Source organism: Actinomadura sp. WAC 06369, from assembly GCF_003947565.1.
GTDB lineage: Bacteria > Actinomycetota > Actinomycetes > Streptosporangiales > Streptosporangiaceae > Spirillospora > Spirillospora rifamycini.
On record NZ_QHJN01000024.1, the window covers coordinates 1 to 22,436 of the forward strand.

Here is a 22,436-nt window from a genome sequence, read left to right on the forward strand (position 1 = left end):
GGTGGGAGGTGGCGGTCGCGTGCCCGCCGGACGGCGACCTGCCGGGGCGCTGCGTGGCGGCGGGCGGCCAGGGCGGCGCGGGCTCGGGTCAGGGCCGCGTAGGCGGGGGCCGTGCGGGTCCGGGCGAAGACGAGGCGCTCGTGCCGCACCGGGTCGGGGCGCCATTTGAGCTTGTAGGGTTCGCGGCCGCGCAGGAGGCTGAGGCCGCGGCCGTCCGCGACGGCGAGGTCCTCGCGGAGCAGCATGAGGCCGACGTCGACGTGGTCGCGGAGGTCGGGGGCGGCGCCGTAGAGGTAGGCGCCCGCGAAGCCGTGGCCGAGCAGGACGAGGTCGGCGGCGACGAGGCGGCCGTCCCAGTGGTAGCGCAGGACGGCGGCGCCGCCGTCGCGGGCGAGGCCCTGCGCGGCGGCGGCGAGGTGGCGGCGGAACCGGTCGCGGGTGTGCTCGGGGTTGAGCGGGCGGCCCCGCCACTGCCGGACGTGCAGGTCGAGCAGCTCGCGGACGGCCGTCGGCACCTCGTCGGGCGGGGCCGGGCGCACGGTGATGCCGCGGCGGTCGATCCTGCGGAGCCGGGCGCGGGTCTTGCCGGCGGCGCGGCCGGGCAGGCGGGCGAGGACGCCGGACACGTCGGCGTCGGGAAGGTCGAGGCACACCGAGGACGGCGTCCGCCAGGTGCGGCCGGGCCAGTGCCGGGCGAGCCGGTGCGCAGCGGCGCCGGGGCGGACCTCGGGCAGGTCGAGCGCGGCCCAGCCGGAGTCGGCGAGCAGGGCGCGGGCGAGGCGCGGGGCGGCGGCGTCGGCGTGCGCGGGGTCGAGCAGGAGGTCGGTGACGTCGCTCTGCGGCGCGGCGAGCGGGACGAGCACCGGCAGCCCGGCGCGCCGGACGAGCGCGAGCGGGGCCGCGGCGACGAGGCGGCCGCCGCGCCGGACGGTCGCGAGGCGCAGCCGTCCGGGCGTCCCGTACTCGTCCCACCAGGGCCGGATCCACTCGTACGCCTGGAACGGGGTCGCGGTGGGGCAGCGCCGGTACAGGTCGCGGAGGTCGGCGGCGAGGGCGGGCAGCGCGGCGTCGTCGCGGCGGACCTCGGCGGTCCAGCCGGGCGCCTCGGGGCCGCGCGGCGCGGGGACGGCCGCGCCGAGCCGCCGGACCGGGCCGGGCGCCCGCATCAGCGGACCTCCACCGGTTCGGCGGCGGGCGCGGGGACCTCGGGGACGCGGCGGCGGGCGGGGGCGGCGCCGTACCGGCCGCGGCGGCGGTTCGAGCCGCTCAGGGCGGCGGCGGCGAGCCCGGCGAGCAGCGTCCCGGACGCGGTCCCGACGGCGATGTTCAGCGGCGGGTTCGGCGACGTCGGCGCGTCCGGCGGCTGCGCGACGCCCATCAGCGCGACGCGCACGCCGGTGTCGGCGCTGTGCGCCCGGCCGTACCGGACGAGCGCGTCGGCGGCGGAGTTCGCGAACGCGGCGGCGTCCCGCGCGGTGGCGGCGCGGCCGGTGAGCTTGACGAGCGGCGTGTCGGGCGAGGTGGACGCCTGGATGTGCTCGTGCACCTCGCCCGGCGGCGCCTTCGGCAGCGGCCGCCGCGACCAGGCGAGGGTCTCGGGCAGCGGGGCGAGCCGCCCGTACGCCTGCGCGAAGCCGACCGCGCCGCCGCCGGTCTGCCGGTCGCCGTCCTCGACGACCAGGACGAACGCGGTCGCGGTGTAGGTCGGCGGGGTGAACAGCGTGTAGGCGGTGCCGCCGAGCAGGCCGACGAGCCCGAACGCGATGGGCACCGCGTACCGGCGCAGCAGCGCGGCGGCGCGGCGCCGGACGCCCCGGACGAGCGCGGCCGGCGTGCCGGTGCGGCGGGCCGGCTGCTCGACTCCATCACCTTTCGACATGACATGCCCCTTTTCAGGTCGATATGACTTCCCGGGTGGTCGGCGCCCGGTCGGCGCCGCCGGCCGGTCCGCCCGCGTACAGCCGGGCGAGCCGGGCCGCCTGGTCCGCGACGGCGTGGCGGCGGGCGACGGCGGGGGGCACCGCCGCGCGCGCCCGCGCGCCGGACGGCAGGAGGCGGGCCAGCTCCGCGCTCCAGCGGTCCGCGTCCGCGGCGGGGGGCAGCCGCCGCGCGCCCGGGGCCTCGCCGGACGGCAGGTCGTCCAGCGCCGGGCAGGCCGTGTAGAGGACGGGGAGCCCGGCGGCGAGGCCCTCCAGGACGCCGAGGCCGAAGGTCTCCTGGACGGACGGGGCGGCGAGGACGTCCATGGCCGCGAGGGCGCCCGCGACGTCGGCCGTCCCGCCCGCGAGGACCACCCGGTCCGCGACGCCGCGGGCGGCGGCGATGCGGTCGAGCGCGTGCCGCTGCGGGCCGTCGCCGACGACGAGCAGCCGCACGCCCGCGAGCGCGGGGCGCGCGAGGGCGTCGACGAGCAGGTCGAACCGCTTGGTGGGCACGAGGCGTCCGACGGCGCCGACGACCGGTTCGCCGGGTGCGAGGCCGAGCGCGGCGCGGGCCGCGGTCCGGCGGGCGGGGTCGAACGCGAACGCGGCGGCGTCCACGGCGTTCGGGACGACGACGACCCGTTCGGGTGCGACGCCCCACGCGTACAGGCGGCGCGCGACGGTCGGGGAGACCGCGATGGTGAGCGATCCGAGGCGTTCGGTCGCGAGGTAAAGGGCACGGACGCCGCGCGTGGTCCGGCGTCCTTCCAGGTGCCCGTCGCCCAGTGAGTGCTCGGTCGCGATGATGCGGGGCGGCGTCCGCCGGGGGCCGGTCCCCGCGAGGCGCGCGGCGAGCCGCCCGTACACGCACGCCCTGTAGAGGTGCGTGTGGACGACGTCGTAGCGTCCGCGGCGGATCAGCCGGACGAGCCGCGGGAGCGCCGCGAGGTCCCGGTTGCCGCCCATCCCGAGTTCGTGCACGGGCACGCCGGCGGCCGCTATCTCCGCGCCGACCGTCCCGGTCCGCGTCAGCGACACGACCTCGCACGCCACGTCCGGCGGCAGGTGCGGCAGCAGCAGCGCGAGCTGCCGCTCCGCGCCGCCGTGCTCCAGCCCCGTGATGACGTGCAGCACCCGGATCACGCCGCACCCCCGGGCGGGACGCGGCGGGCGGGGGTCATATGCGGCTCCGTTGCAGGAGTTCGTGGCGGAGGACCTTCGCGCGCAGCCGCAGCGGGCCGTCCGCGTCGCCGACGTACGTGCGCGGGAGCGCGTGGCGGGACGCGGCGCCGGGCGCGATGTGGCACGCGTAGCCGTAGCCCGCGGCGCGGACGGCCTCGACCTCGCGCTCGCCCGCGCGGCCGTACGGGTAGGCGAACCCGTTGACCGGGCGGTCGAGGATCTCCTCCAGCGCCGCCTTGCTCTCGGCGAGCTCGACGCGGAGCGCGTCGTCGCCGGCGTCGGGGAGCGGGACGTGCAGCCGGCCGTGCGAGCCGACCTCGACGCCCGCGCCCGCGACCGTCCGGACCTGCTCGGCGGTCATCAGCGGCTTGCGGGGGCCGCGCCCGCCGGGGCCGTCGCTGTCCCACGCGTTGTGCTCGCCGATCCGGCCGGACACGACGAACACGGTCGCGCCGAACCCGTACCGCAGCAGCACCGGGACGGCGCGGGTCGCGAAGTCCGCGTACCCGTCGTCGAAGGTGAGGCCGACGAGCCCGCGGGCGCGTCCGGCGCCGTGCGCGTACAGCAGCTCCTGCATGCCGACGCCGCGCAGGCCGCGCGCCCGCAGCCAGGCGAGCTGGCGCTCGAACCGGCGCGGCGACACGGTGACCAGGTGCGGGTCGTCGTCACGGCGATCGATCGAGTGGTACATCAGCACCAGCGGCGCCCGGCGGGTCCCGCCGGACCGCGGGATCTGCGCCGGGCCCGTCAGGCGGGCCGGTTCGGTCGGCTGTGTCACTGGTCTCCCCCGAGTCGGAACGGCCGCGGCGGGCGGGCCGCGGCCGGATGGTGAACCGTGCGCCGGCCCCGCGGCGGCCCGGCCCGCGCCGGGCGGACCACGGCGCGACGAGGTCGCGGCCGGCGAGGACGAGCAGGAGCGCGAACGCCGCGGCCGTCGCCGGGCCGCCCGCGGCGAGGACGAGCGGTGCGGGCGCGTCCGGTCCGAGCGCGCCGGCGACGGCGTCCGCGGCGAGCCGGCCGGCCGCGCCGGCGCCGACGGCCGCGAGCAGCAGCCGTCCGGTGTCGGCGGCGATGCCGCGCAGCGCGACGGGCGCGACCCGGACCCGCAGCCCGGCGATCAGCAGGACGGCGGCGAGGGTGATCCCGGCGGCGTTCGCGGCGGCGAGCGCGAGCGTCCCGGCGGTGGCGGCGAGCGCCGCGCCGACCGCGGCGGTCACGACGAGCCCGGCGGCCAGCACCCCGGCGGGGCCCCACCGCGGACGGCCGTGCGCGAAGAACGCGCGGGCGGCGAGGCCCACGGCCATGTGGCCCCACAGGCCGACCGCGTACACGCGCATGATGGCGGCGGTGTCGCGGGTGTCGTCGGCGGTGAACTCGCCGTGCTCGAACAGCACCTCGATGACGGCGGGCGCGAACGCGACGAGGAACGCGGTGGCGCACAGCACCATCGCGCCCGCGGCGGCGAGGTCCTGCCGGATGCGGCGGGCGACGCCGCGCACGTCGCCGTCGGCGGAGGCGCGGGCGAGCCGCGGGAACGTCACCGTGACGATCATCAGCGACATGATCATCGGGACCTGGGCGACCTTCTGCGCGTAGTTCAGGTGCGAGATCGCGCCCGCCTCCAGGCCCGAGCCGAGGAACCGCTCCACGAACACCTGCGCCTGCCGCGTCACCGTGTACACGACGACGGGCGCGACGGCCGCGAGGGCGAGGCGCGGCGCGTCCGCGGGGAGCCGCCGCGGGGGCGCGTCCCGCAGGCACCGGACGAACGCGGGCGCCTGCACCGCGACCATCAGGACGCTGCCGGCCGCGACGCCGATCGCGGCGCTGGTGACCCCGGCGGTCCCGGCCAGGACCGCGATCAGCGCGAGGATGCCCACGTTGTAGGCGGCGTAGATCGCGGCGGGCGGGCCGAACCGGTGGTGCGCCCGCAGCGTCGCGCTCATGAACCCGGCGATCCCGAACGTGACGACGGTGACCGCGGTGAGCCGGACGCACAGCACCGCGGGCCCGTGCCCCGGCAGGCCGGGCGCGAGCAGCGCGACGACCGCGGGCGCGGCGAGCGCGAGCGTGACGGTCACGACGGCGAGGACCGCGACCATGCGCGGCAGGGTGCGGCCGACGAACCCGCGCAGCCCGTCCCCCCGGGCGAGCAGCCGGGTCACGACCGGCACCATGAGCAGCGCCATCGCGTCCTCGATGAGCAGCGGCGACACCGTCTCCGGGATCGTCCAGGCGACGAGGAACGCGTCGGTGCCGCGGCTCGCGCCGAACTGGTGCGCCATGACGAGGTCGCGCAGGAACCCGAGGCCGGTGCCGGCGGCGACGAGCGCCCCCGACAGCGCCGCCGCGCGCCCCACGGACCCGTCCGCCCCGGCCGTCCCGGCCCTGCCGGACCGGCCGGTCGTCCCGCCGAACCCGGGGCCCCGCGTCCCCTTCGCGGTGCGCGCGGTGGCGGTCATGGCGCCCCGCCGGGCGCGTGGGCGGCCGGCCGGTGGACGCGGAAGCCGTGCCGGTCGACGAGGGCGGGGGCGGGGCGGCGCGGGCCGAGGGCGCGGGCGGCGGCGACGCCGAGCAGGACCGCGGTGAGCACGGTCGTCGGCCCGCCGAGGTCGGAGTAGCAGAAGTTCGTCAGCAGGAACGCCATGGCGCCCGCGGCGGCGAGCCAGAGCGGGTCGCGGGGGCGGCGGCGCAGCCACAGGCCCCGGACGACCGCCGCGAGCATCAGCGCGAACCCGGCGAGGCCCACGAGGCCCTGCTCGGCGAGGACCAGCAGGTACTGGTTGTGCGGCGACAGCAGCGACTGCCGCACGTACCCGTTGACGGGGTCGTGGGTCTCGCTGCCCGACGACAGCTCGATCCCCGCGTAGGTGTCGCGGTACTCCGCGAAGTTCTTCACGCCGACGCCGGTGAGCGGGTCGTCCCGCCACATCCCCTGGGCGGCGGACCACAGGTGGTACCGGTCGTTCACCGACCGGTCCGGTTCGGTGACGGACCCCACCATGGACCGCGCGCGCGCCGTCACGGCGGACGAGTCGCCGCCCGTGAACACCCCGAACAGCAGCACCAGCGCCGCGCCGCACGCGACGGCGCGCACCGCGAGCCGGCGGTCGAACAGGACGAGCATCAGCACGACCGCGGCGCCGAGCGCCAGCCACGTCCCGCGGCTGAGCGCGAGGACGAGCGCCGCACCGAGCACGGCCAGCCCGCCGAGCGCGGCGGGCACGGTGCCGCGGGACCGCCGGACGCCCGCGAGCAGGTACGCCGTCGCCAGCACGAACGCGAACGCGGCGACGACCGACATCGCCATGACGTCGACCGCGCCGAACGTGCCGACGGCGCGGATGTTGGCGCCGCCGATCGACGCGCCGTTGCCGGTGGCCGCCTGCCAGATCCCGTACCCGGCCTCCGCGAGCCCGAGGCCGAGCACCGCGCCGCAGACGATGCCGAGGTCGCGGCGGTCCCGGCACACCAGGACGACCGCGAGCGGCACCAGCACGAAGATCTGCAGGTCGCGGAGGTACCCGGGCAGGCTCGCCGCGATGTCGGACGAGCAGACGGTGGTGACGCCGAGCGTCGCGACCAGCGGCCCGAACGCGAGCAGCGCCGCGCGCGGCACGCGCGTCCGGCCCCGCACGACCAGGATCGCGGCGGCCGCCATGAGCACGACGCTCGCGACGTCGCCCGCGGTGACCTCGACGCCGGAGCCGAACGCCGGGCCGACCTGCGGGACGCCGACGCAGGCGACGGTGGCCGCCGCGATCCAGCTCGGGCGCCCCCGCCACGCCTCCGTCATCCGGAGTCCCTCCCGAGGACGGCCCGGACGGTCAGCAGCAGGATCTTGAGGTCGGCGCCGAACGACCAGTGGTCGATGTAGTGGTTGTCCAGGCGCGCGCGCAGTTCGATGGACGTGTCGCCCCGGAATCCGTGCACCTGCGCCCAGCCGGTCATGCCGACGGGGACGCGGTGCCGCAGCAGGTAGCCGGGGCAGGTGCGGGAGAACTGCTCCACGAAGTGGGGGCGTTCCGGGCGCGGGCCGACGAGGCTCATGTCGCCGCGCACGACGTTCCACAGCTGCGGCAGCTCGTCCAGGGACGTGTCGCGCAGGAACCGGCCGACCGGGCCCATGCGGCGATCGCCCCGCACGGTCCAGCGGGTGTCGGCCTCCTGCTCGTCCGCCGGCTTCAGCGTGCGGAACTTCAGCAGCACGAACTCCTCGCCGCCGAGCCCGATCCGCCGCTGCCGGAACAGCACGCCGGGCCCGCCCTCCAGCCGCACCGCGACCGCGCACGCCGCGAGCAGCGGCGCCGCCAGGAGCAGCAGGGCGGCCGCGACGGACACGTCCAGCAGCCGCTTCGCGTACCGGCGGGCGGGGTCGCGCAGCCGCCAGTCCACGCGGGCGCACGGCAGCCCGGCGAGGTACTCGCGGCGGCCCGGCTCGACCGGGACGACCGCCGCCGGGGGCTGCACGAGCAGCGTCTCGCAGGGGAGGCCGAACGACAGCCGCAGGACGGAGTCGAGCTGCTCGGGCGCGACGTCCTCGGCGACGACGATCAGGGTGCCGACGCCGTGCTTGTCGACGAGCACCGGCACGTCGGCGATGTCGCCGAGCACGGGCGGCACCGGCTCGGCGGGCAGCCCGGCGGCGACCTGGCCGACCGGGGCGAGCCCGAACTCGCCGCGCGCCCGCAGCAGCTCGACGAGCCGCCCGGACGTGCCGCCGACCCCGACGACCAGGGCGGGACGGGACCGGGAGCGGCGGCACCGGTAGACGCGGGCCGCGCCGTTCGCGAGCGCGCGGGACGCGACCGGGACGGCCGCGGCGAGCGCCAGCAGCCGCAGCCAGGCGACCGGGCCGGCCGCGAGCAGCACCGCGGCGACCGTCCCCACCAGCAGTGCGCGGACCAGCAGCCCCCGCAGGTCGGTCAGCAGCGACGGGCCGCGCCGCGCCCGGTACAGCCCGCCGCCCGCGTTCAGCGCGATGACGGCCGCGGCGGCCGCGGCGGGCAGCGCGCGGTCCGGCCGCCCGGGCTGCGCGGCCGTGACCGCGGCCGCCATCGCCCAGCCGTCGGCGGCGGCGAGGCACACCGGGTAGAGGGCCGGCAGCAGGCGCGGGCCGCGCGTCCGGCGGCGGTACGGGACCGGCGGCGTGCCGGGGGCGGGCGCCGCGGCGCCGCCGGGGGCGGCGAGGTCCGCGCGGGCCCCGGAGTCGATGGCACTCATCTCGCAAGTCCCTCCATGCCGAAGACTCACCCATGCCGGCCTCGCCGGGCGTCCTGACGGGCCCGCGTCCGCGCGTCCCCTCCGCCGCTGACGCGGACGTCCGCGCAGGTGGCCACGGTTCAGCTTCGCAGGGCGGATCGGCATGGACCGCCGCCTTTTAACAAGGCGCTCCCCACTCTTGAGCAGAAGATCGAGTTCCGCCCCTGACCTGCGTAAATGCCGAAAATTCGCACCTGTTCCCCGAAGTTCCCCGGAAACGCCGGGCGGTCTTCGGGAAATACCTGTTGACGGGCGAACCCGAGCGGGAGAATCGGCGTCACAGATCATCACTCGATCCCCCTGACAAGAGGAGAACGGTGCGAGGCAAGACGGCCATGGCCATGGCGCTGGTCCTCGGACTGGCGACGGCGTGCGGCGGCGGGGGCGGGGGCGGCGTCGCCCCCGCGAAGACCGCGGCCGCCGCCCCGACGGTAACGATCACCCCGGCGAACGGCGACGCGCGCGCCCGCCCGGACCAGGGGGTCGTCGTCAAGGCGTCCGGCGGGACGCTCGGCACGGTCGCCGTGACCCTCAAGGGCAAGCCGGTGCCGGGCGCGCTGTCCGCCGACAAGACGACGTGGCGGTCGTCCTGGACGCTCGCGCCCGGCGGGAGCTACCGGGTGCAGGCCACGGCGACGTCGCCGCAGGGGCGGACGGCGACCGCGGCCAGCGCCTTCCGCACCACGACCGCGGTCGCCGCCACCCGGATCAGCAACGTGGTGCCGAGCGCGGGCGAGACCGTCGGTACCGGCATGCCGATCTTCATCCAGTTCACCAAGGACGTCCCCGAGCGGGCCAAGCCGCTGATCGAGAAGAGCATCGAGCTGTCGTCGACGAAGCCGACCGTCGGCTCATGGCGCTGGCTCGACAAGGGCCACTCCTTCAACGGCCTCCCGTCCCTGGTGTTCCGCCCGAAGAAGCCGTGGGCGCCGAACCAGGAGGTGTCGGTCACCGTCCACTACGCGGGCCTGAAGATCGGCGACGACGTGTTCGGCGCCAAGGACGTCACCCGCCGCTTCAAGATCGGTGACTCGCACGTCGTCGACATCAACGCGAAGACGCACGAGCTCGTCGTCCGGGAGAACGGCAGGACGGTCCGGAGCTGGGGCGTCAGCCTCGGCTCCGGCGGCGACGTGTGGGCCGACGGCGTCGACCACCTGCTCACCACCAGCGGCGTCCACCTCACCATGGACCGCAGCCGCATGGAGCGGATGGTGTCCCCCGGCAAGAAGAAGGGCGACCCCGGCTACTACGACGAGCAGGTCCCGTGGGCGACCCGCATCTCCAACAGCGGCGAGTACATCCACGAGAACACGTCCGACCCGGCCTGCCTCGGCAACCGCAACTGCAGCCACGGCTGCGTCCGGTCGCCCGCCCAGGACGCCAAGTGGCTCTACCACTGGTCGTACCGGGGCGACATCGTCAACATCACCGGCACCGCGCGGAAGCTCGACTGGTGGAACGGCTGGGGCTACTGGGAGGTCCCGTTCGGCAAGTGGTCGAACACCACCGACCGCGCGCCCGTGACGACGTCCCCGCTCAGGTCCTGACCTCCGCGGCGTCCGCCGGGGCCCCGTCCCGCGGCCGCCCGCCGTCCGCCGCGGGGCGGGACGCGGGGATGAGGGCGGTCGCGACGAGGCCGATGACGACGCAGGCCGCGGCGGCGTAGGAGCAGAGCGCGACGCCGTCGGCCATCGCGGCCCGCGCCGCGTCCGCGACCGGCGCCGTCTCGGGCCGTCCGGCCAGCGCCCCGATCGCGGCGCCGGCGGAGTCGGTGACGGCGCCGGCGTGGGCGTCCGCCGCCCCGTCGGGGACGCCGTCGGCGGTGAGCCGGTCGCGGATCCGGGCGCCGAGCGCGGTGAAGAACAGGGTGGTCAGCAGGGCGATGCCGAGCGCGAACCCGAGCTCGCGGAACGCGCTCTGCACGCCGGACGCCTGCCCCGCGCTGCGCGGCGGGACGTCCGCGAGCACCACGTTCGTGACCTGCGCCGTCGCGAACCCGACGCCGACGCCGTAGCCGAACAGGGCGAGCGCGACCGGCCACCACGAGCTGTCCGGGGACGCGACGAGCCCGAGCGCCGCCAGCCCGGCGACCTCCAGCGCCAGCCCCAGCCGGACCTGGCCGAGCGGCGACACCGGCATGCCGAACGCGGCGCCGCTCGCGCAGAAGCTGCCCGCCGCCAGCGGGACGAGCGCGAGCCCCGCCTCCAGCGCGCTGTACCCGAGGGTGAACTGGAGCCACAGCGGCAGCACCGCCAGGACCCCGAACTCGCCCATGCCGATGATCAGCGTGACGACGTTGCCGTTGCGGAACGACGCGATGGAGAACAGCCGCACGTCCATCAGCGCCCGCCCGGCGTCGCCGCGCCGCACCAGCCGCACCTGCCGGCGGACGAACGCGGCGAGCAGCAGGACCGCCAGGAGGAGCGCGGCGAAGGCGGGCGACGGTCCGGCGCCCCAGGTCGCGCCGGGGAGCTCCAGCGGCCGGACGCTCGCGAACCAGCCGTAGTGGCGGCCCTCGACGAGCCCGAACGCGAGCAGCCCGAGCCCGAGCACGGACAGGACGGCGCCCGCCGCGTCGATCCGGCCGCCGGCGCGGGGCGACGGCGCGAAGAACAGCAGCGCGCCCGCGCACAGCAGCGCGGTGAGCGGCACGTTGATCCCGAACGCCCAGCGCCAGGACGCCTGCTCGGTGAGCCACCCGCCGAGGACGGGGCCGAGCGCCGACGCGGCGCCGATCGTCGACCCCCAGACGGCGAAGGCGCGGCCGCGCGCCGCGCCGGTGAAGGTCGCGTTGAGCAGGGACAGCGACGTCGGCAGGATCATCGCCGCGCCGGCGCCCTGCAGGAACCGCGCGGCGACGAGCAGGCCGCCGTCCGGTGCGACGCCGGCGAGCACGCTGGTCGCGCCGAACGCGACGAGCCCGGCGACGAACACCCGGCGGGCGCCGACGATGTCGGCGACGCGCCCGGCGAGCAGCAGGAACGCCGCGAAGACGATCGCGTACGACTCCTGCGTCCACTGCGCCTCGGCGGAGCCGATCCCGAGGTCCTCGATGACCGACGGGACGATCACGTTGACGATCGTGGCGTCGACCACGATCAGCGCGACGCCGAGCGAGATCGTCACCAGCCCGAGCGCGCGCCCTAGGGAAGAGGGTTCGGACACCCTGAATACCTCCATGGTGAAGTATCTTTATGATGGAGTTACTTCACGAGGAAGGTAGAGTTGGGCACGACCGGTTGTCAACGCGAACGGGAGGACCGGATGGAACACGCGGACCGCGACGCCGTCGCCGACCAGCGGAAACGCCTCGTCGAGGGGCTGCGGGCCTACGGTGCGGAGTTCACCGAACTGGGCCGCCGCTTCGCCACCGTCCTCGGCGTCCACGCCACCGACGCGTTCGCGCTGCTGGAGATCGCCTCCGCCGAGCAGCGCGGCGCCCCGCTCTCCCCCGCGCTCCTCGGCCGCCGCATCGCGCTGTCGTCCGGCGCCATGACCGCCCTGCTCAACCGCCTGGAGGAGGGCGGCCACATCACCCGCACCCGCGAGCGGGCCGACCGCCGGATCGTCACGCTGCGCATCGGCGAGCACGCCCGCACGATCGCCGAGGACTTCTTCGGCCCCGTCAACGCGCGCGAGGACGCCGTCCTGGCCGACTACCCGCCCGGCGTCCTCGCCGAGTTCGAGACCCTCCTGACCCGCCTCCGCACCGCCATGGACCCCGACACCCCCGAATGACCGCCTCCCACGGCCCGGCGGCGGGGCGGGGCGGTCAGCGGAGGGGGTCGAAGTGGGCCAGTTCGGACGGGGGGCGGCCCGTCGTGATCGTGTCCGCGAGGAGGCGGCCGGTGGCGGGGCCCAGGGTGATGCCCCACATGCCGTGGCCGCCGCCGACGAACACGCGCGGCGAGCGGGTCGCGCCGATGAGCGGCAGGCCGTCCCGCGTGCACGGGCGGGACCCGACCCACTCGTCCCGCCGGTCGTCCAGGCCGACGCCGCGCAGCATCGGGCGCGCCGCCTCCACGATCGCCCGGACCCGGCGGGGGTCGAGCGCCGCGTCCGGGCGGCGGAACTCCATCATCCCCGCGACGCGCAGCCGGTCGCCCAGCGGCGTGCACGCGACGCGCTGCGCCGGGAGGTACACCGGGCCGGACGGCGCCTCCGACACCGGCACGCTGAAGCTGTAGCCGCGGCCCGCCTGGACGAGCGCGCGGACGCCGAACCGGCGCGCGAGCCCGCCGAGCCACACGCCGCTCGCGACCACCGCCGCGTCGAACGCCTCCCCCTGGACGGCCACGCCGCCGGGGCCGTCGTGCAGGTCGCCGACGGGCGTCCCGGTGCGGATGTCGCCGCCGCGGGCCCGCACGGCGGCGGCGAGGGCGTGCACGAACCGCCCGGGGTCGATGTAGCGCTGGCCGCGCAGCAGGATCGCCGCGCCGATCCGGTCCGACAGCAGCGGCTCCAGCTTCCGGGCCTCGTCGCCGTCGAGCGCCTCGTACTCCAGCCCCTGGCCGGCCGCCCGGATGTGCTCGACCTCCTCCAGCAGGACGCGGCGCTCGGCGGCCGTCCGGTACGCGGCGACGAACGTGGCGGCGTCCCGCGTCTCGGCCTCGACGCCGCCCTCGACCAGGGCGTCGAAGCTCGGCAGCGCCAGCCGGTTGATCGGCACCAGCGCCTCCATCGCGCGCCGCCACCGCGCGGCCGTGCTGTGCCGCGCGAACCCGGCGAGGAACCGCAGCAGCCGCGGGTCCGCGCTCGGCGGCACGTACACCGGCGACGACGGGCTGAGCACCGCGCGGACCCCGTACCGCAGGACGGCCGGTTCCGGCAGCGGCGTCGCGAGCCCCGGCGTCAGCCAGCCCGCGTTGCCCCACGACGCGCCCGCCGCGACGTCCCCCCGGTCGAACACGGTCACGTCCACGCCGCGCTCCTGCAGGAACCACGCCGTGGACAGGCCGACCATCCCGGCGCCCACGACGGCGACACGGCGCGTTTCACCGGACACGTTCGCGACCATCCCACGTTCCTCTCTGCGGCGGTCCTCTCACCTCCGATGGTGGGACGGCGCGGCGGCCGCGGCCTCGTCCGATCCGGGCAATCGGGCGCGCACGCCTTGTGCGATTCGCACAATCGGTCGGTAACACTGGGGGTATGGCGATCAGCGTGGCGGACCTTGCCGGATCCCTCGGGCCGAGCCTGCTCCGGGTGCTCACCGAGGGCCGCGCCGGGCCGGTGGACGACGTCGTCCTCGCCGAACCGGGCGAGCCCGCCGGGCAGCCCGGCGACCTGGTCCTCGGCATCGGCCTGCACTCGGCGGCGGCCGCGGTCGCGCTGCTGGAGCGGGCCGACGCCGCGGGCGCCGCCGCCGTCGCCGTGAAGGCCCCGCTCGCCGCGGCGGCCGCGCCCGCCGCGCGGACCCGGGCGCCCGCGCTCGTCGAGCTCCAGCCGGACGCCTCGTGGGCGCACCTCGTGTGGCTCGTCCGCGGGGCCGTCGACCGGGCGGGCGCCCCGCTGCCCGGCTCGCCGGGCGCGCACGACGACCTGTTCGCGCTCGCCGACGCCGCCGCGGAGATCGCGGGCGCCCCGGTCACCGTGGAGGACGCCCGGTCGCGCGTCCTCGCCTACTCGGGGCTGCAGGACGCGACCGACCCCGCCCGGGTCTCGACGATCGTGGGCCGCCGCGTCCCGCCGCAGGTCACCGCGCATCTGCGCGCCTGCGGGGTGTTCCGGAAGATGGCCGGGTCGAGCGACCCCATCGCCGTCCCCGCGGGGCCCGACGGGATGCTGCCGCGGCTGGTCGTCCCGGTCCGCGCGGGCGGCGAGTGGCTCGGCTCGATCTGGGCGGTCGCCCGCACCCCCATCCCGGACGCGCGGGTCCGGCGGCTCACCGAGCTGGCGTCCGTCCTCGCCCTGCACCTGCTGCGGCTGCGCGCCGACGCGGAGGTCGCGCGGCGGGTGTCGGCGGAGCACCTGCGGGCGGCGCTGCGGGACGGCTCGCCGCTCGCGGTGCCCGACCCGCCGCCGTGGCGGGTCGCGATCCTCGGCGCCCGCGGCGGCGGCGACGCGCGGCGGGCGCTCGACCTGTGGGAGGCGATCGCCCGCCGGTTCGGCTGGCGCCGCCCGCTGCTCACCGACCTCGACGGCGCGCTGCACGCCGTCCTCACGGCCGGGCCGGGCGGCCGCGCGCGGGAGCCGGGGTCGCCGCCGTGGCTGGCGGACGTCCTCGCCCGCGTGCGCGACCCGGACCTGTACGCGGCGATCGGCGGCCCCGCCGCCGCCCCGGCCGACCTGCCCCGGTCCCGGGCCGAGGCCGCCGAACTGGACGGGCTCGCGGCGTCCGGGCGGCTCGCGGCGGCGGGCACCGTCCTGCTGGAGGACGCGTGGGACGCCGTCGTCGTCGAGCGCGCGCGCAGGGCGGTCGGGCCGGACGTCCTCGGCAGCCCCCTGCGGGCCCTCCGCGAGCACGACGCGGAGCACGGCACGTCCTACCTGCCGACGCTGGCCGCCTGGCTCGACCACTTCGGCGACCCGAAGGGCGCGGCGGCCGAACTCCGGATCCACCCGAACACGCTGCGGTACCGCCTGCGCCGCATGGCCGACACGGCGCCCCTCGACCTCGCGTCCTCCCGGGTGCGGCTGGCCCTCCGCCTCCAACTCGCCGCCCTCCCGGACGCCGCCGGACGGGCGTGACGGCGGCCCGGCGCGCGTCCGGGAGCCGGGCGTCCAGAGGCGGGCGTCCGGTCAGGCGGAGGAGGAGCGGCGGCCCGTGCGGCGCGTCCGGGCGTTGCGGGTCCGCCGCTCGCACTTCGCCATCAGCAGGCTCAGCCGCTCCGCGCCCGGTGGCGCGGCGGTGCGGCATTCCGCCCGGTCGAACGGGGCGTCCGCCGGACGGACGGTGTGGCCGCGGTCGGCGTGCGCGGTGAAGACGTACGCGTCGACGGGCCGGGCCAGCGGGACCGGCGGGACCTGGGCCGACGGGAAGATGTGCGCCAGGGCGGACAGCAGGTCGAGGACGTCGTCCCACGCGCTGCGGAGGGTGTACTTGATCGCGATCTTGAATTCGCTGCCGAGGCTCCACGAGCGCCGGACTATGGGCGCCTCCGTCCCGGCCCCGGCCTCTTCGTCTCCCATCAGATAGACGGGCCTGCTGTGGAAGCGGGTGCGGTATTTACCTGTCTTCACGTCCGTGTATCCCTGGAGCTTCCCGGTCGCGTCGACCGTCGCTCCGAAGTCCGGCGGCCGGACGGGCAGGAGGCGGGTGTTCAGGGAGACGCGGCCCTCGGCGGCGGGCCCGGGGTTCGGCAGGTCGTCGGCCGTCCCCGCGGAGAACGAGCCGCCGAGGCCGACGCCGGCCTCGAACGAGAACGCCGCGCCGCCGTCCGTGGTGACGATCCGGAGACCTCCGCCGATGCCGCGGTAGAACGTGAACTTCAGCTCCGAGCCCTGCACCTTCCCCAGCATGCCCATCGCCTGGGGAGGGGGCGGGGGCCGGTGCTCGGGCACCTCGGCCGGCTCCGGGACGTCCGCGGAGAGGCGCTCGGAGACGCAGCCGCGGGCGGGCGCCGGTTCGACGACGCGCGCGAGCGGCTGGGACGCGGGGCTCGACAGCACCGCGATCAGCGCGAGGATCTGGACGCACGCGCCGCATATGACTCCCCCCATGTGCGTGCTTCCACTCCTCCGGGCGCGTGGACGGACACCGGCGCCGGAACGGATCGGCCCTCCCCGACGGCAGTGACGACATGTCGCACGTTATAGCACAATGGAGTCGCTTGATTACAAAACGTGACCAAGAGTCTGTAGGTCAATATGGACGACTCCCCCCGTTCAGGGCAGGCGGAGAGCGGCGGGCGCCCCGGCCGGGACGGACGGCGCGCGCGGCGCGACGCGGTCGACGCGCCGGTACGGCCCGCCGGGCGCGGGACGCGGGTCGTCCTCGCCGCGGTTCGGCCAGAACGACATCGCCCGCTCGGCCATCGCGGTGATGGTGAGGGACGGGTTGACGCCCAGGTTCGCGGTGACGGCGGAACCGTCGACGATGTGCAGGCCGGGGTGGCCGTGGACCCGGTGGTAGGGGTCGATGACGCCGGTCTCGGGGGTCTCGCCGATGGTGCAGCCGCCGATGAAGTGCGCCGTCGTCGGGATGTCGAACAGGTCGAACCACGTCCCGCCCGGGGTCGCGTCGAGCTCCTCGGCGAGCATCCGGACGGCCTTGTGTGCGATGGGGATCCACGTGGGGTTCGGCGCGCCCTCGCCCTGCCGCGCGACGAGGCGGCCGCGCCGCTCGGTGACGGTGATGGAGTTGTCGGCGGTCTGCATCACGAGGGCGATGACCGTGCGGTTCGCCCAGTCCTTCAGCGAGAGCCCCCGCAGGATGAGCGTCGGGTGCCGCAGGGCCAGCCCCGCGAACTTCAGCCAGCGCGGCGCCCGCCCGCCGCCGTCGACGAGCAGCGTCCGGATCAGCCCCATCAGGTTGTTGCCGGTGCCGTAGCGGGTCGGCTCGATGTGGGTGGCGTCGTCGGGATGGAACGACGAGGTGATCGCGAGGCCGGTGCCGTGGTCGACGTCCCCCGGGCGGTGCCGGCCGGTCAGGCGCTCGACGCCGAGCAGCGCCTCGGAGTTCGTGCGGGTCAGCTCGCCGAGCCGCGCGGACAGGTGCGGCAGGCGGCCCGCGCCGCGCATCCGGTGCAGCAGCGTCTGCGTGCCGTGGGTCCCGGCGGCGAGGACGACCTGCTCGGCGGTGATCGTCCGCCGGTGGCGCCGCAGGAACCCGGTGCGCCGGATCGTCACCCGGTAGCCGCCGGACGCGACGGGGTCCAGCGCGGTCACCATGGTGTCCGGGACGACCCGGACGCCCGCCTTCTCCGCGAGGTACAGGTAGTTCTTCGTCAGCATGTTCTTCGCGCCGACACGGCAGCCGATCATGCACGAGCCGCACGCGGTGCACGTCGTCCGCCGGGGGCCCGCGCCGCCGAAGTACGGGTCGTCGTGCGTCACCCCGCCCCGCGGCGCCCCGTCCTGCGGCGCCCCGTCCGGTGCCGTCCCGTCCTGTGCCGTCGTGCCCTCGTCCCCGAAGAACACCCCGACCGGGACCGGGTGGTAGGTGTCGCCGGCGCCCATCCGGTCCGCGACCCGCTGGACCGCCTCGTCCGCGGGCGTGACCAGCGGGTTCGTCACGACGCCGAGCATCCGCCGGGCCTGGTCGTAGTGCGGCGCCAGCTCGTCCCGCCAGTCGGTGATGCGGCCCCACGCCTTGTCGGTGAAGAAGGGGCTCGGCGGCTCGTACAGCGTGTTGGCGTAGACGAGCGAGCCGCCGCCGACGCCCGCGCCCGCGAGGACGAGCACGCCCGCCTTCCCCCCGACGCGGTGCATCCGCTGGATGCCGCGCAGGCCGAGCCGCGGCATCCACAGGTACCTCGGCAGCCGCCAGGACGTCTTCGGCAGCGAGTCCTCGTCGAACCGGCGGCCCGCCTCGAGCACCGCGACGCGGTACCCCTTCTCGGCGAGCCGCAGCGCCGCGACGCTGCCGCCGAACCCCGAGCCGACGACGATGACGTCGAAGTCGAACGCCTTGCGGGCCATCCGCACCACCTCGTCCCCACACGCAACGGAGTCCCGACTATCGACCCGCGCGCCCGCCCGCACCACGAAGCCGGACACGCGATTCGGCGGGGCACTTGTCACCGCGTTGACAACCCCTCCGCGACCGGCCGGACACGCTGGACGAACGCCGCCCGGGGGCCTCACCGCGGACGTCCGCCCGTTGTCACGCGCATGACAAGGCGGGGGCGGCGATCCTGCGCGACGTGACAAAGCCGCCCCCCGCCGGGCGGCGCATAATGACCGGATTGCACGCAGTGTCCAGCCGGATCGGCCACCGATCGGGTCCCACCCTGCCGAGAGGAACCACCCGTGAACCGACGTCATCTCGCGGCCCTGCTGCTGGTCCCCGCGCTCGCCCTCACGGGGTGCGGCGGGGAGGACGACTCCGGCGGCGGGTCGTCCGCGCAGACCCCCGCGGCCGGGGCGCCGTCCGGGCCGGGGGCCGGGCAGCCCGGCGGCGACGGCGGCGCGGGCGGCGGCCAGGGCGGGACGGGCGCGGGCCAGGGCGGCGGCGCCGGTTCCGGCGGCGCGAACGGCTCCGGGGGCGCGGGCGGCGCGGGCGGCTCCGGCGGCGGCGGGACCGCGAACGGCGCCCCCACCGGACCGCCACCGGCCGCCGTGAACGCCTTCACCAAGTGCATGCGCGACAAGGGCGTCGACATCCCCGCCGACATCCGCCAGTGGCAGCCGCCCGCGACGCCGTCCGGCGACATGCAGCGCGCGATGGCCGTCTGCATGCAGGTCATGGCGTCCGCCGCCCCGCGCGGCTGACGTCCGCGCCCGACGCGCCCCGCGGGCGACGCCGACCGCGCGCGGGGCTCAGCCGCAGACCGTCCGGTAGGGGACGTCGGGGACGTAGCGGCGCCACTCGGCCTCGGTGAGGTCGCCGCCGGCCCGGTCGCAGATCTCCCGCACGGCGTCCGCCGGGTCGAGCGAGGTCTCCCGCACCGTGCCGTCCGTCCCGGCGGTGAGCAGGCGCGCGCCGCCGTCGCGGAACGCCAGGTCGAGCAGCGGGCCGTTGTGGAGCGGGATCAAGCCGGTCAGCGGACGGCGGGTCTCTACGTCCCACAGGCGCACGCGCCCCTTGGAGTCGCCCGTGACGAGGAACCGGCCGTCCGGGGTGAAGGACATCAGCACGATGCCCTGGTCGTCCAGGGGGAAGCCGGGCTCCAGCATCCGCCCGCTCTCCATGTCGAACAGCCGTACCGCCGCGGGACCGTGGTAGGCGAGCAGGCGGCCGTCCGGGCTCTGCGCGGAGACGCCGCCCCAGGGGCTCTCGAAGAGGTCGCGGCGCTTCCCGCCCGGCACGGTCACGAGGTGGACGTCCTCGGACGTCTGGACGATGATCGCCTCGCCGTCGGGCCGCATGAGCGCCATCCCCCAGTCGCCTTCGGCGGGGGATCGGAGCAGCAGGCGCCCGCTGGGCAGCTCCCGGATCAGGGTGGTCCGCCCGCCGTCGACCGTGTAGGCGACGCGCTCGCCGTCGCGGCCGAACGACACGCTGCTGCTCGGCGACGGCCCCTCGCCGGTGTAGGCGGGCCCCAGCGTCCGGGTCGCCCGCCCCGTCTCCGGATCCAGGAACCGCAGGCCGCTCGGCAGGTGGCTGTCGACCACGGTGCGCCCGTCCGGGGTGAACCGGACGAGCAGGTCCGGCTCGGCCCCCGTGACCTTGTTCGGGACGGGCGGGCCGACCGGCTCGCCGGTGTCGAGGTTCCAGGTGCGGACGGACGACCTGTCGCGCCGGGCGAACAGGCGCCCGTCCGGGCTGAACGCGCCTCGGTGGTCGTCCTCCGAGGCCGCGGGGTACGTCAGCACCGCCTCCGGCCGGGTGTGCCGGGACACGTCGAACACCCGCAGCCAGGAGCCCTGCGCGTCACCGTCCACGACGACGAGCGTGCGGTCGCCCGGCCCGAACGCGGCCTGCCCCGCCTTCGCGTCGCGGGCGAACGTCTCCACCATCCCGTCCGTCCGCCACATGCGCACGCCGTCCTCGGGGCTGTTGCCGAGGAGGAACCGGCCATCGGCGTTGAACGCGAGCGAGACGACGCCGCCGAGCGTCCCGGTGATGCGCCCGTCCGTCATGTGCATGTGCTCCCGGCCCGTGGCGGCGTCCCAGAGGCCCACCTCGCCCTGACCGTAGGCGAGGGCGACCGTCCGGCCGTCCCTGGTGAACGCGGGCGCCACGAACTCCTCCCCCGGCTCGCCTTCCAGGAGCGGTTCGAAGATCTCGATGGTGCTCAGCCGGCGGCGTTCCGGCAGGTCCCAGACCTCGACGTGCGTCGCGTCGGTGACGATCGCCGCGCGGCGGCCGTCGGCGCTGACCCCGGCTTGCAGCCCGCCCGGCGGGCCGGGCACCGGCTCCCCGGCCCGCAGGTCCCACAGGCGCACCGGGTCGGGGCCCTCCAGGGCCTTGCTCACGCCGATCCCGCGGGTGGGCAACCGGTGGATCAGCGCGGGGACGGGCTCGCCCGCCGCGCGTCCTTTCTCCAGGTCCCAGAGCGTCGTGCTCGCACCGGTCCAGATGACGGCGAGGCCGCCGTCCGGGCTCGCGGCCACCAGACCGTGCCCGTCGGGCGCCCCGGTGAGGTCGATGCGGTGCTTCCGCAGCGACGGGACGTCCAGGAACTCGGCGAAGCCGGCGTCGCTGTAGTCATGGTGCAGGATCCTCTGACCGTCGGCGCCGAGGAGCAGGGCCCTGGTGCGGACGCCCGGAGCGGGAAGCTCCCGCACCGCCACGTCCTGCTGGAACCGGGCCGCCAGAACCGGCCCGCGCGCGTCGTTGATCTCCGCGAGGCGCCAGGCCGCCGCGCTCAGCAGCATCGCGGCGCGCGGGTCGTCCGTGCGGACGGCGTCCGCGCGCGCCGCGACGGACCGCGCCCACGCCGCGTTGCGCTGGCGTTCGATGGCGCGGCGCTGGTTCTCGATGACGCCGACGGCGATCAGCGACAGCACGAGGAACACGGCCGTCGCGGCGGCGGCGGCGCGGCGCGCGTGCGCCCGCCGCCGCTCCCGCGCCCGGCTCGCGGCGAGGAAGTCCTGCGCCCGCCCGCCGAGCCCGACCCGGGTCCGCTGCGTGGTGGCGAACCGCGCGGTCGAGGCGAGCGCGGTGCCCTGCAGCAGGTCGCCGGGCTTGCGGCCGTGCTCGTCCCAGAGGCGCGCTCCGCGGGCCAGCTCGTCGCGGACGCGCAGTCCCTCGCGGTCGTCGGCGATCCAGCCGCGCAGGCGGGGCCAGGTGTGCGGGAGGGCGGGCGTCGCGAGGGAGCACTCCTCCCCGTCGATCGCGATCAGCCCGGCCGCGGTGAAGACCCCGAGGATCCGGTCGAGCGCGGCGGCGGAGCCGGGCGGTCCCGCCGCGCGCAGCTCCGCGCGCGGGACCGGGCGCGGCTCGCCGTCGGCGCCGACGAGGCCGAGCAGCAGCAGCGGGACGAGCGGACGGTCGTCCTCGGCGACGTCGAGGCACGCGCGTTCGGCGCGGTCGTGCAGGGACGGGTCCGGCGCGTGCGACTCCGGCGGCCGGACGGCCGCGGCGATCCGGCTGCCCTCGCCCAGCATCGCCGCCGCGTCGGCGCCGCCGGTCAGGGCGAGCAGCAGTTCCGGGGCGGTCGGCCGGTCGTCCGGTGCGACCGACAGCGCCCGCCGGACGAGCGCGCGGAGCGGCTCGCCGAGGCCGTCCAGGTCGAGGTCGTCCGCGAGGATCCGCCGCAGCGAGGCGGGGAAGTCCGGCGCGCCGAACGGGGACCGGCCGGTCGCGGCGAAGACGACGGCGACGCCCCAGGCGAACACGTCGGCGGCGGGGGTGGCGCGCTCGCCGCGCAGGACCTCGGGGGCGGTGTAGCCGGGGGTGCCGATGACGCCCTCGGCCGCGGTGAGCGTCATGTCGTCCGTGCGCGCGATCCCGAAGTCGATGAGCCGGGGCCCCTCCGGGCCGATCAGCACGTTGCCCGGTTTGAGGTCGCGGTGGACGACGCCGGACTGGTGGATGGCGGTCAGCGCCGTGGCGACGCCGGTCGCCAGCCACAGCAGCTCGTCCCCGCCGTACGTGCCGCTCTCCCGGACGACCTCGCGCAGGCTGGGGCCCTCGATGAACTCGCTGACGATGTACGGGCGCGGGCCGTCCAGGTCCGCGGCGACGATGCGGGCCGTGCAGAACGACGCGGCGCGGCGGGCCGCGGCGACCTCCCGGCCCGCCTGCGCGCGCAGTTCCGGGCTCCCGGAGACCCGCTCGTGGAACGCCTTGAGCGCGACCCGCCCGCCGGACTCGTCGTACGCCTCGTACACGACGCCCTGGCCGCCAGCGCCGAGCCGGCCCGCCAGCCAGTAGTCCCCGATCCGCCGCGGGTCCTCGGCGAGGAGCGGCGCTCCCCGCGGCGTCGCGCGCCGTCCGGCCACGTGTGCTCCCGCCCTCGCCCGACTGTCCGTTTTATGACGTCGATCGGTCCGGGAAAGTTGACCTTCCGCGCGGGG

At 76.8% G+C, this 22,436-nt stretch carries 16 protein-coding genes; 4 read left to right on the top strand and 12 right to left on the bottom strand.

Annotation, left to right across the window (positions count from 1 at the left end; all coding sequences use genetic code 11):
* The 7 genes from DMH08_RS09190 to DMH08_RS09220 form a co-directional block, all read right to left on the bottom strand.
* Nucleotides 1-1,166: GNAT family N-acetyltransferase (locus DMH08_RS09190; RefSeq protein WP_148108583.1), on the bottom strand; the 1,166-nt coding region annotated here is incomplete at its 3' end.
* Entirely contained in the window at nucleotides 1,166-1,879 is a 714-nt protein-coding gene (locus DMH08_RS09195) for a Wzz/FepE/Etk N-terminal domain-containing protein (protein ID WP_125612996.1), read from the bottom strand. The genes DMH08_RS09195 and DMH08_RS09190, both read right to left, overlap by 1 nt.
* Before the next feature lie 13 nt (nucleotides 1,880-1,892).
* The gene (locus DMH08_RS09200; protein ID WP_233617494.1) at nucleotides 1,893-3,065 is read right to left on the bottom strand and encodes a glycosyltransferase; all 1,173 of its coding nucleotides are present in this window, start codon (nucleotides 3,063-3,065) and stop codon (nucleotides 1,893-1,895) included.
* 34 nt (nucleotides 3,066-3,099) lie between these two features.
* Entirely contained in the window at nucleotides 3,100-3,795 is a 696-nt protein-coding gene (locus tag DMH08_RS09205) for a polysaccharide deacetylase family protein (protein WP_084550525.1), read from the bottom strand.
* A complete protein-coding gene (locus DMH08_RS09210) occupies nucleotides 3,770-5,566 on the bottom strand; it encodes a lipid II flippase MurJ (protein ID WP_125612998.1) in 1,797 nt (598 codons plus the stop codon). The genes DMH08_RS09205 and DMH08_RS09210 overlap by 26 nt, the downstream gene beginning before the upstream one ends.
* Nucleotides 5,563-6,900, bottom strand: coding sequence for an O-antigen ligase family protein (locus tag DMH08_RS09215; protein ID WP_125613000.1), 1,338 nt, complete (start codon nucleotides 6,898-6,900; stop codon nucleotides 5,563-5,565). The genes DMH08_RS09210 and DMH08_RS09215 overlap by 4 nt, the downstream gene beginning before the upstream one ends.
* Nucleotides 6,897-8,327 (bottom strand): exopolysaccharide biosynthesis polyprenyl glycosylphosphotransferase, encoded by a 1,431-nt coding sequence (locus tag DMH08_RS09220; RefSeq protein ID WP_051300872.1) that lies wholly within the window; start codon nucleotides 8,325-8,327, stop codon nucleotides 6,897-6,899. The genes DMH08_RS09215 and DMH08_RS09220 overlap by 4 nt, the downstream gene beginning before the upstream one ends.
* Nucleotides 8,328-8,683: 356 nt before the next feature.
* Between DMH08_RS09220 and DMH08_RS09225 the strand changes: the two genes are divergently transcribed.
* Nucleotides 8,684-9,916, top strand: coding sequence for a L,D-transpeptidase (locus tag DMH08_RS09225; RefSeq protein WP_233617495.1), 1,233 nt, complete (start codon nucleotides 8,684-8,686; stop codon nucleotides 9,914-9,916).
* On the opposite strand, the gene DMH08_RS09230 is transcribed toward DMH08_RS09225, so the two are convergent.
* Entirely contained in the window at nucleotides 9,906-11,534 is a 1,629-nt protein-coding gene (locus DMH08_RS09230; protein WP_233617496.1) for a DHA2 family efflux MFS transporter permease subunit, read from the bottom strand. The genes DMH08_RS09225 and DMH08_RS09230 overlap by 11 nt on opposite strands.
* Nucleotides 11,535-11,633: 99 nt before the next feature.
* Between DMH08_RS09230 and DMH08_RS09235 the strand changes: the two genes are divergently transcribed.
* The gene (locus DMH08_RS09235) at nucleotides 11,634-12,107 is read left to right on the top strand and encodes a MarR family winged helix-turn-helix transcriptional regulator (protein WP_026403240.1); all 474 of its coding nucleotides are present in this window, start codon (nucleotides 11,634-11,636) and stop codon (nucleotides 12,105-12,107) included.
* 34 nt (nucleotides 12,108-12,141) lie between these two features.
* On the opposite strand, the gene DMH08_RS09240 is transcribed toward DMH08_RS09235, so the two are convergent.
* On the bottom strand, nucleotides 12,142-13,386 hold the full coding sequence (locus DMH08_RS09240; RefSeq protein WP_125613007.1) for an NAD(P)/FAD-dependent oxidoreductase: 1,245 nt from the start codon (nucleotides 13,384-13,386) through the stop codon (nucleotides 12,142-12,144).
* Nucleotides 13,387-13,520: 134 nt separating this feature from the next.
* Here DMH08_RS09240 and DMH08_RS09245 point away from each other — a divergent pair, with 134 nt between their 5' ends.
* The gene (locus DMH08_RS09245; protein ID WP_125613009.1) at nucleotides 13,521-15,059 is read left to right on the top strand and encodes a PucR family transcriptional regulator; all 1,539 of its coding nucleotides are present in this window, start codon (nucleotides 13,521-13,523) and stop codon (nucleotides 15,057-15,059) included.
* Nucleotides 15,060-15,110: 51 nt separating this feature from the next.
* Here DMH08_RS09245 and DMH08_RS09250 read toward each other — a convergent pair whose 3' ends face one another.
* Both DMH08_RS09250 and DMH08_RS09255 read right to left on the bottom strand, forming a co-directional pair.
* A complete protein-coding gene (locus tag DMH08_RS09250) occupies nucleotides 15,111-16,031 on the bottom strand; it encodes a hypothetical protein (RefSeq protein ID WP_026403237.1) in 921 nt (306 codons plus the stop codon).
* 165 nt (nucleotides 16,032-16,196) lie between these two features.
* The gene (locus DMH08_RS09255) at nucleotides 16,197-17,951 is read right to left on the bottom strand and encodes a GMC oxidoreductase (RefSeq protein WP_125613011.1); all 1,755 of its coding nucleotides are present in this window, start codon (nucleotides 17,949-17,951) and stop codon (nucleotides 16,197-16,199) included.
* 330 nt (nucleotides 17,952-18,281) lie between these two features.
* Here DMH08_RS09255 and DMH08_RS39890 point away from each other — a divergent pair, with 330 nt between their 5' ends.
* Nucleotides 18,282-18,743, top strand: coding sequence for a hypothetical protein (locus tag DMH08_RS39890; RefSeq protein WP_051300870.1), 462 nt, complete (start codon nucleotides 18,282-18,284; stop codon nucleotides 18,741-18,743).
* 48 nt (nucleotides 18,744-18,791) lie between these two features.
* On the opposite strand, the gene DMH08_RS09265 is transcribed toward DMH08_RS39890, so the two are convergent.
* Entirely contained in the window at nucleotides 18,792-22,361 is a 3,570-nt protein-coding gene (locus tag DMH08_RS09265) for a WD40 repeat domain-containing serine/threonine protein kinase (protein WP_158642279.1), read from the bottom strand.
* Nucleotides 22,362-22,436 lie beyond the last annotated feature (75 nt).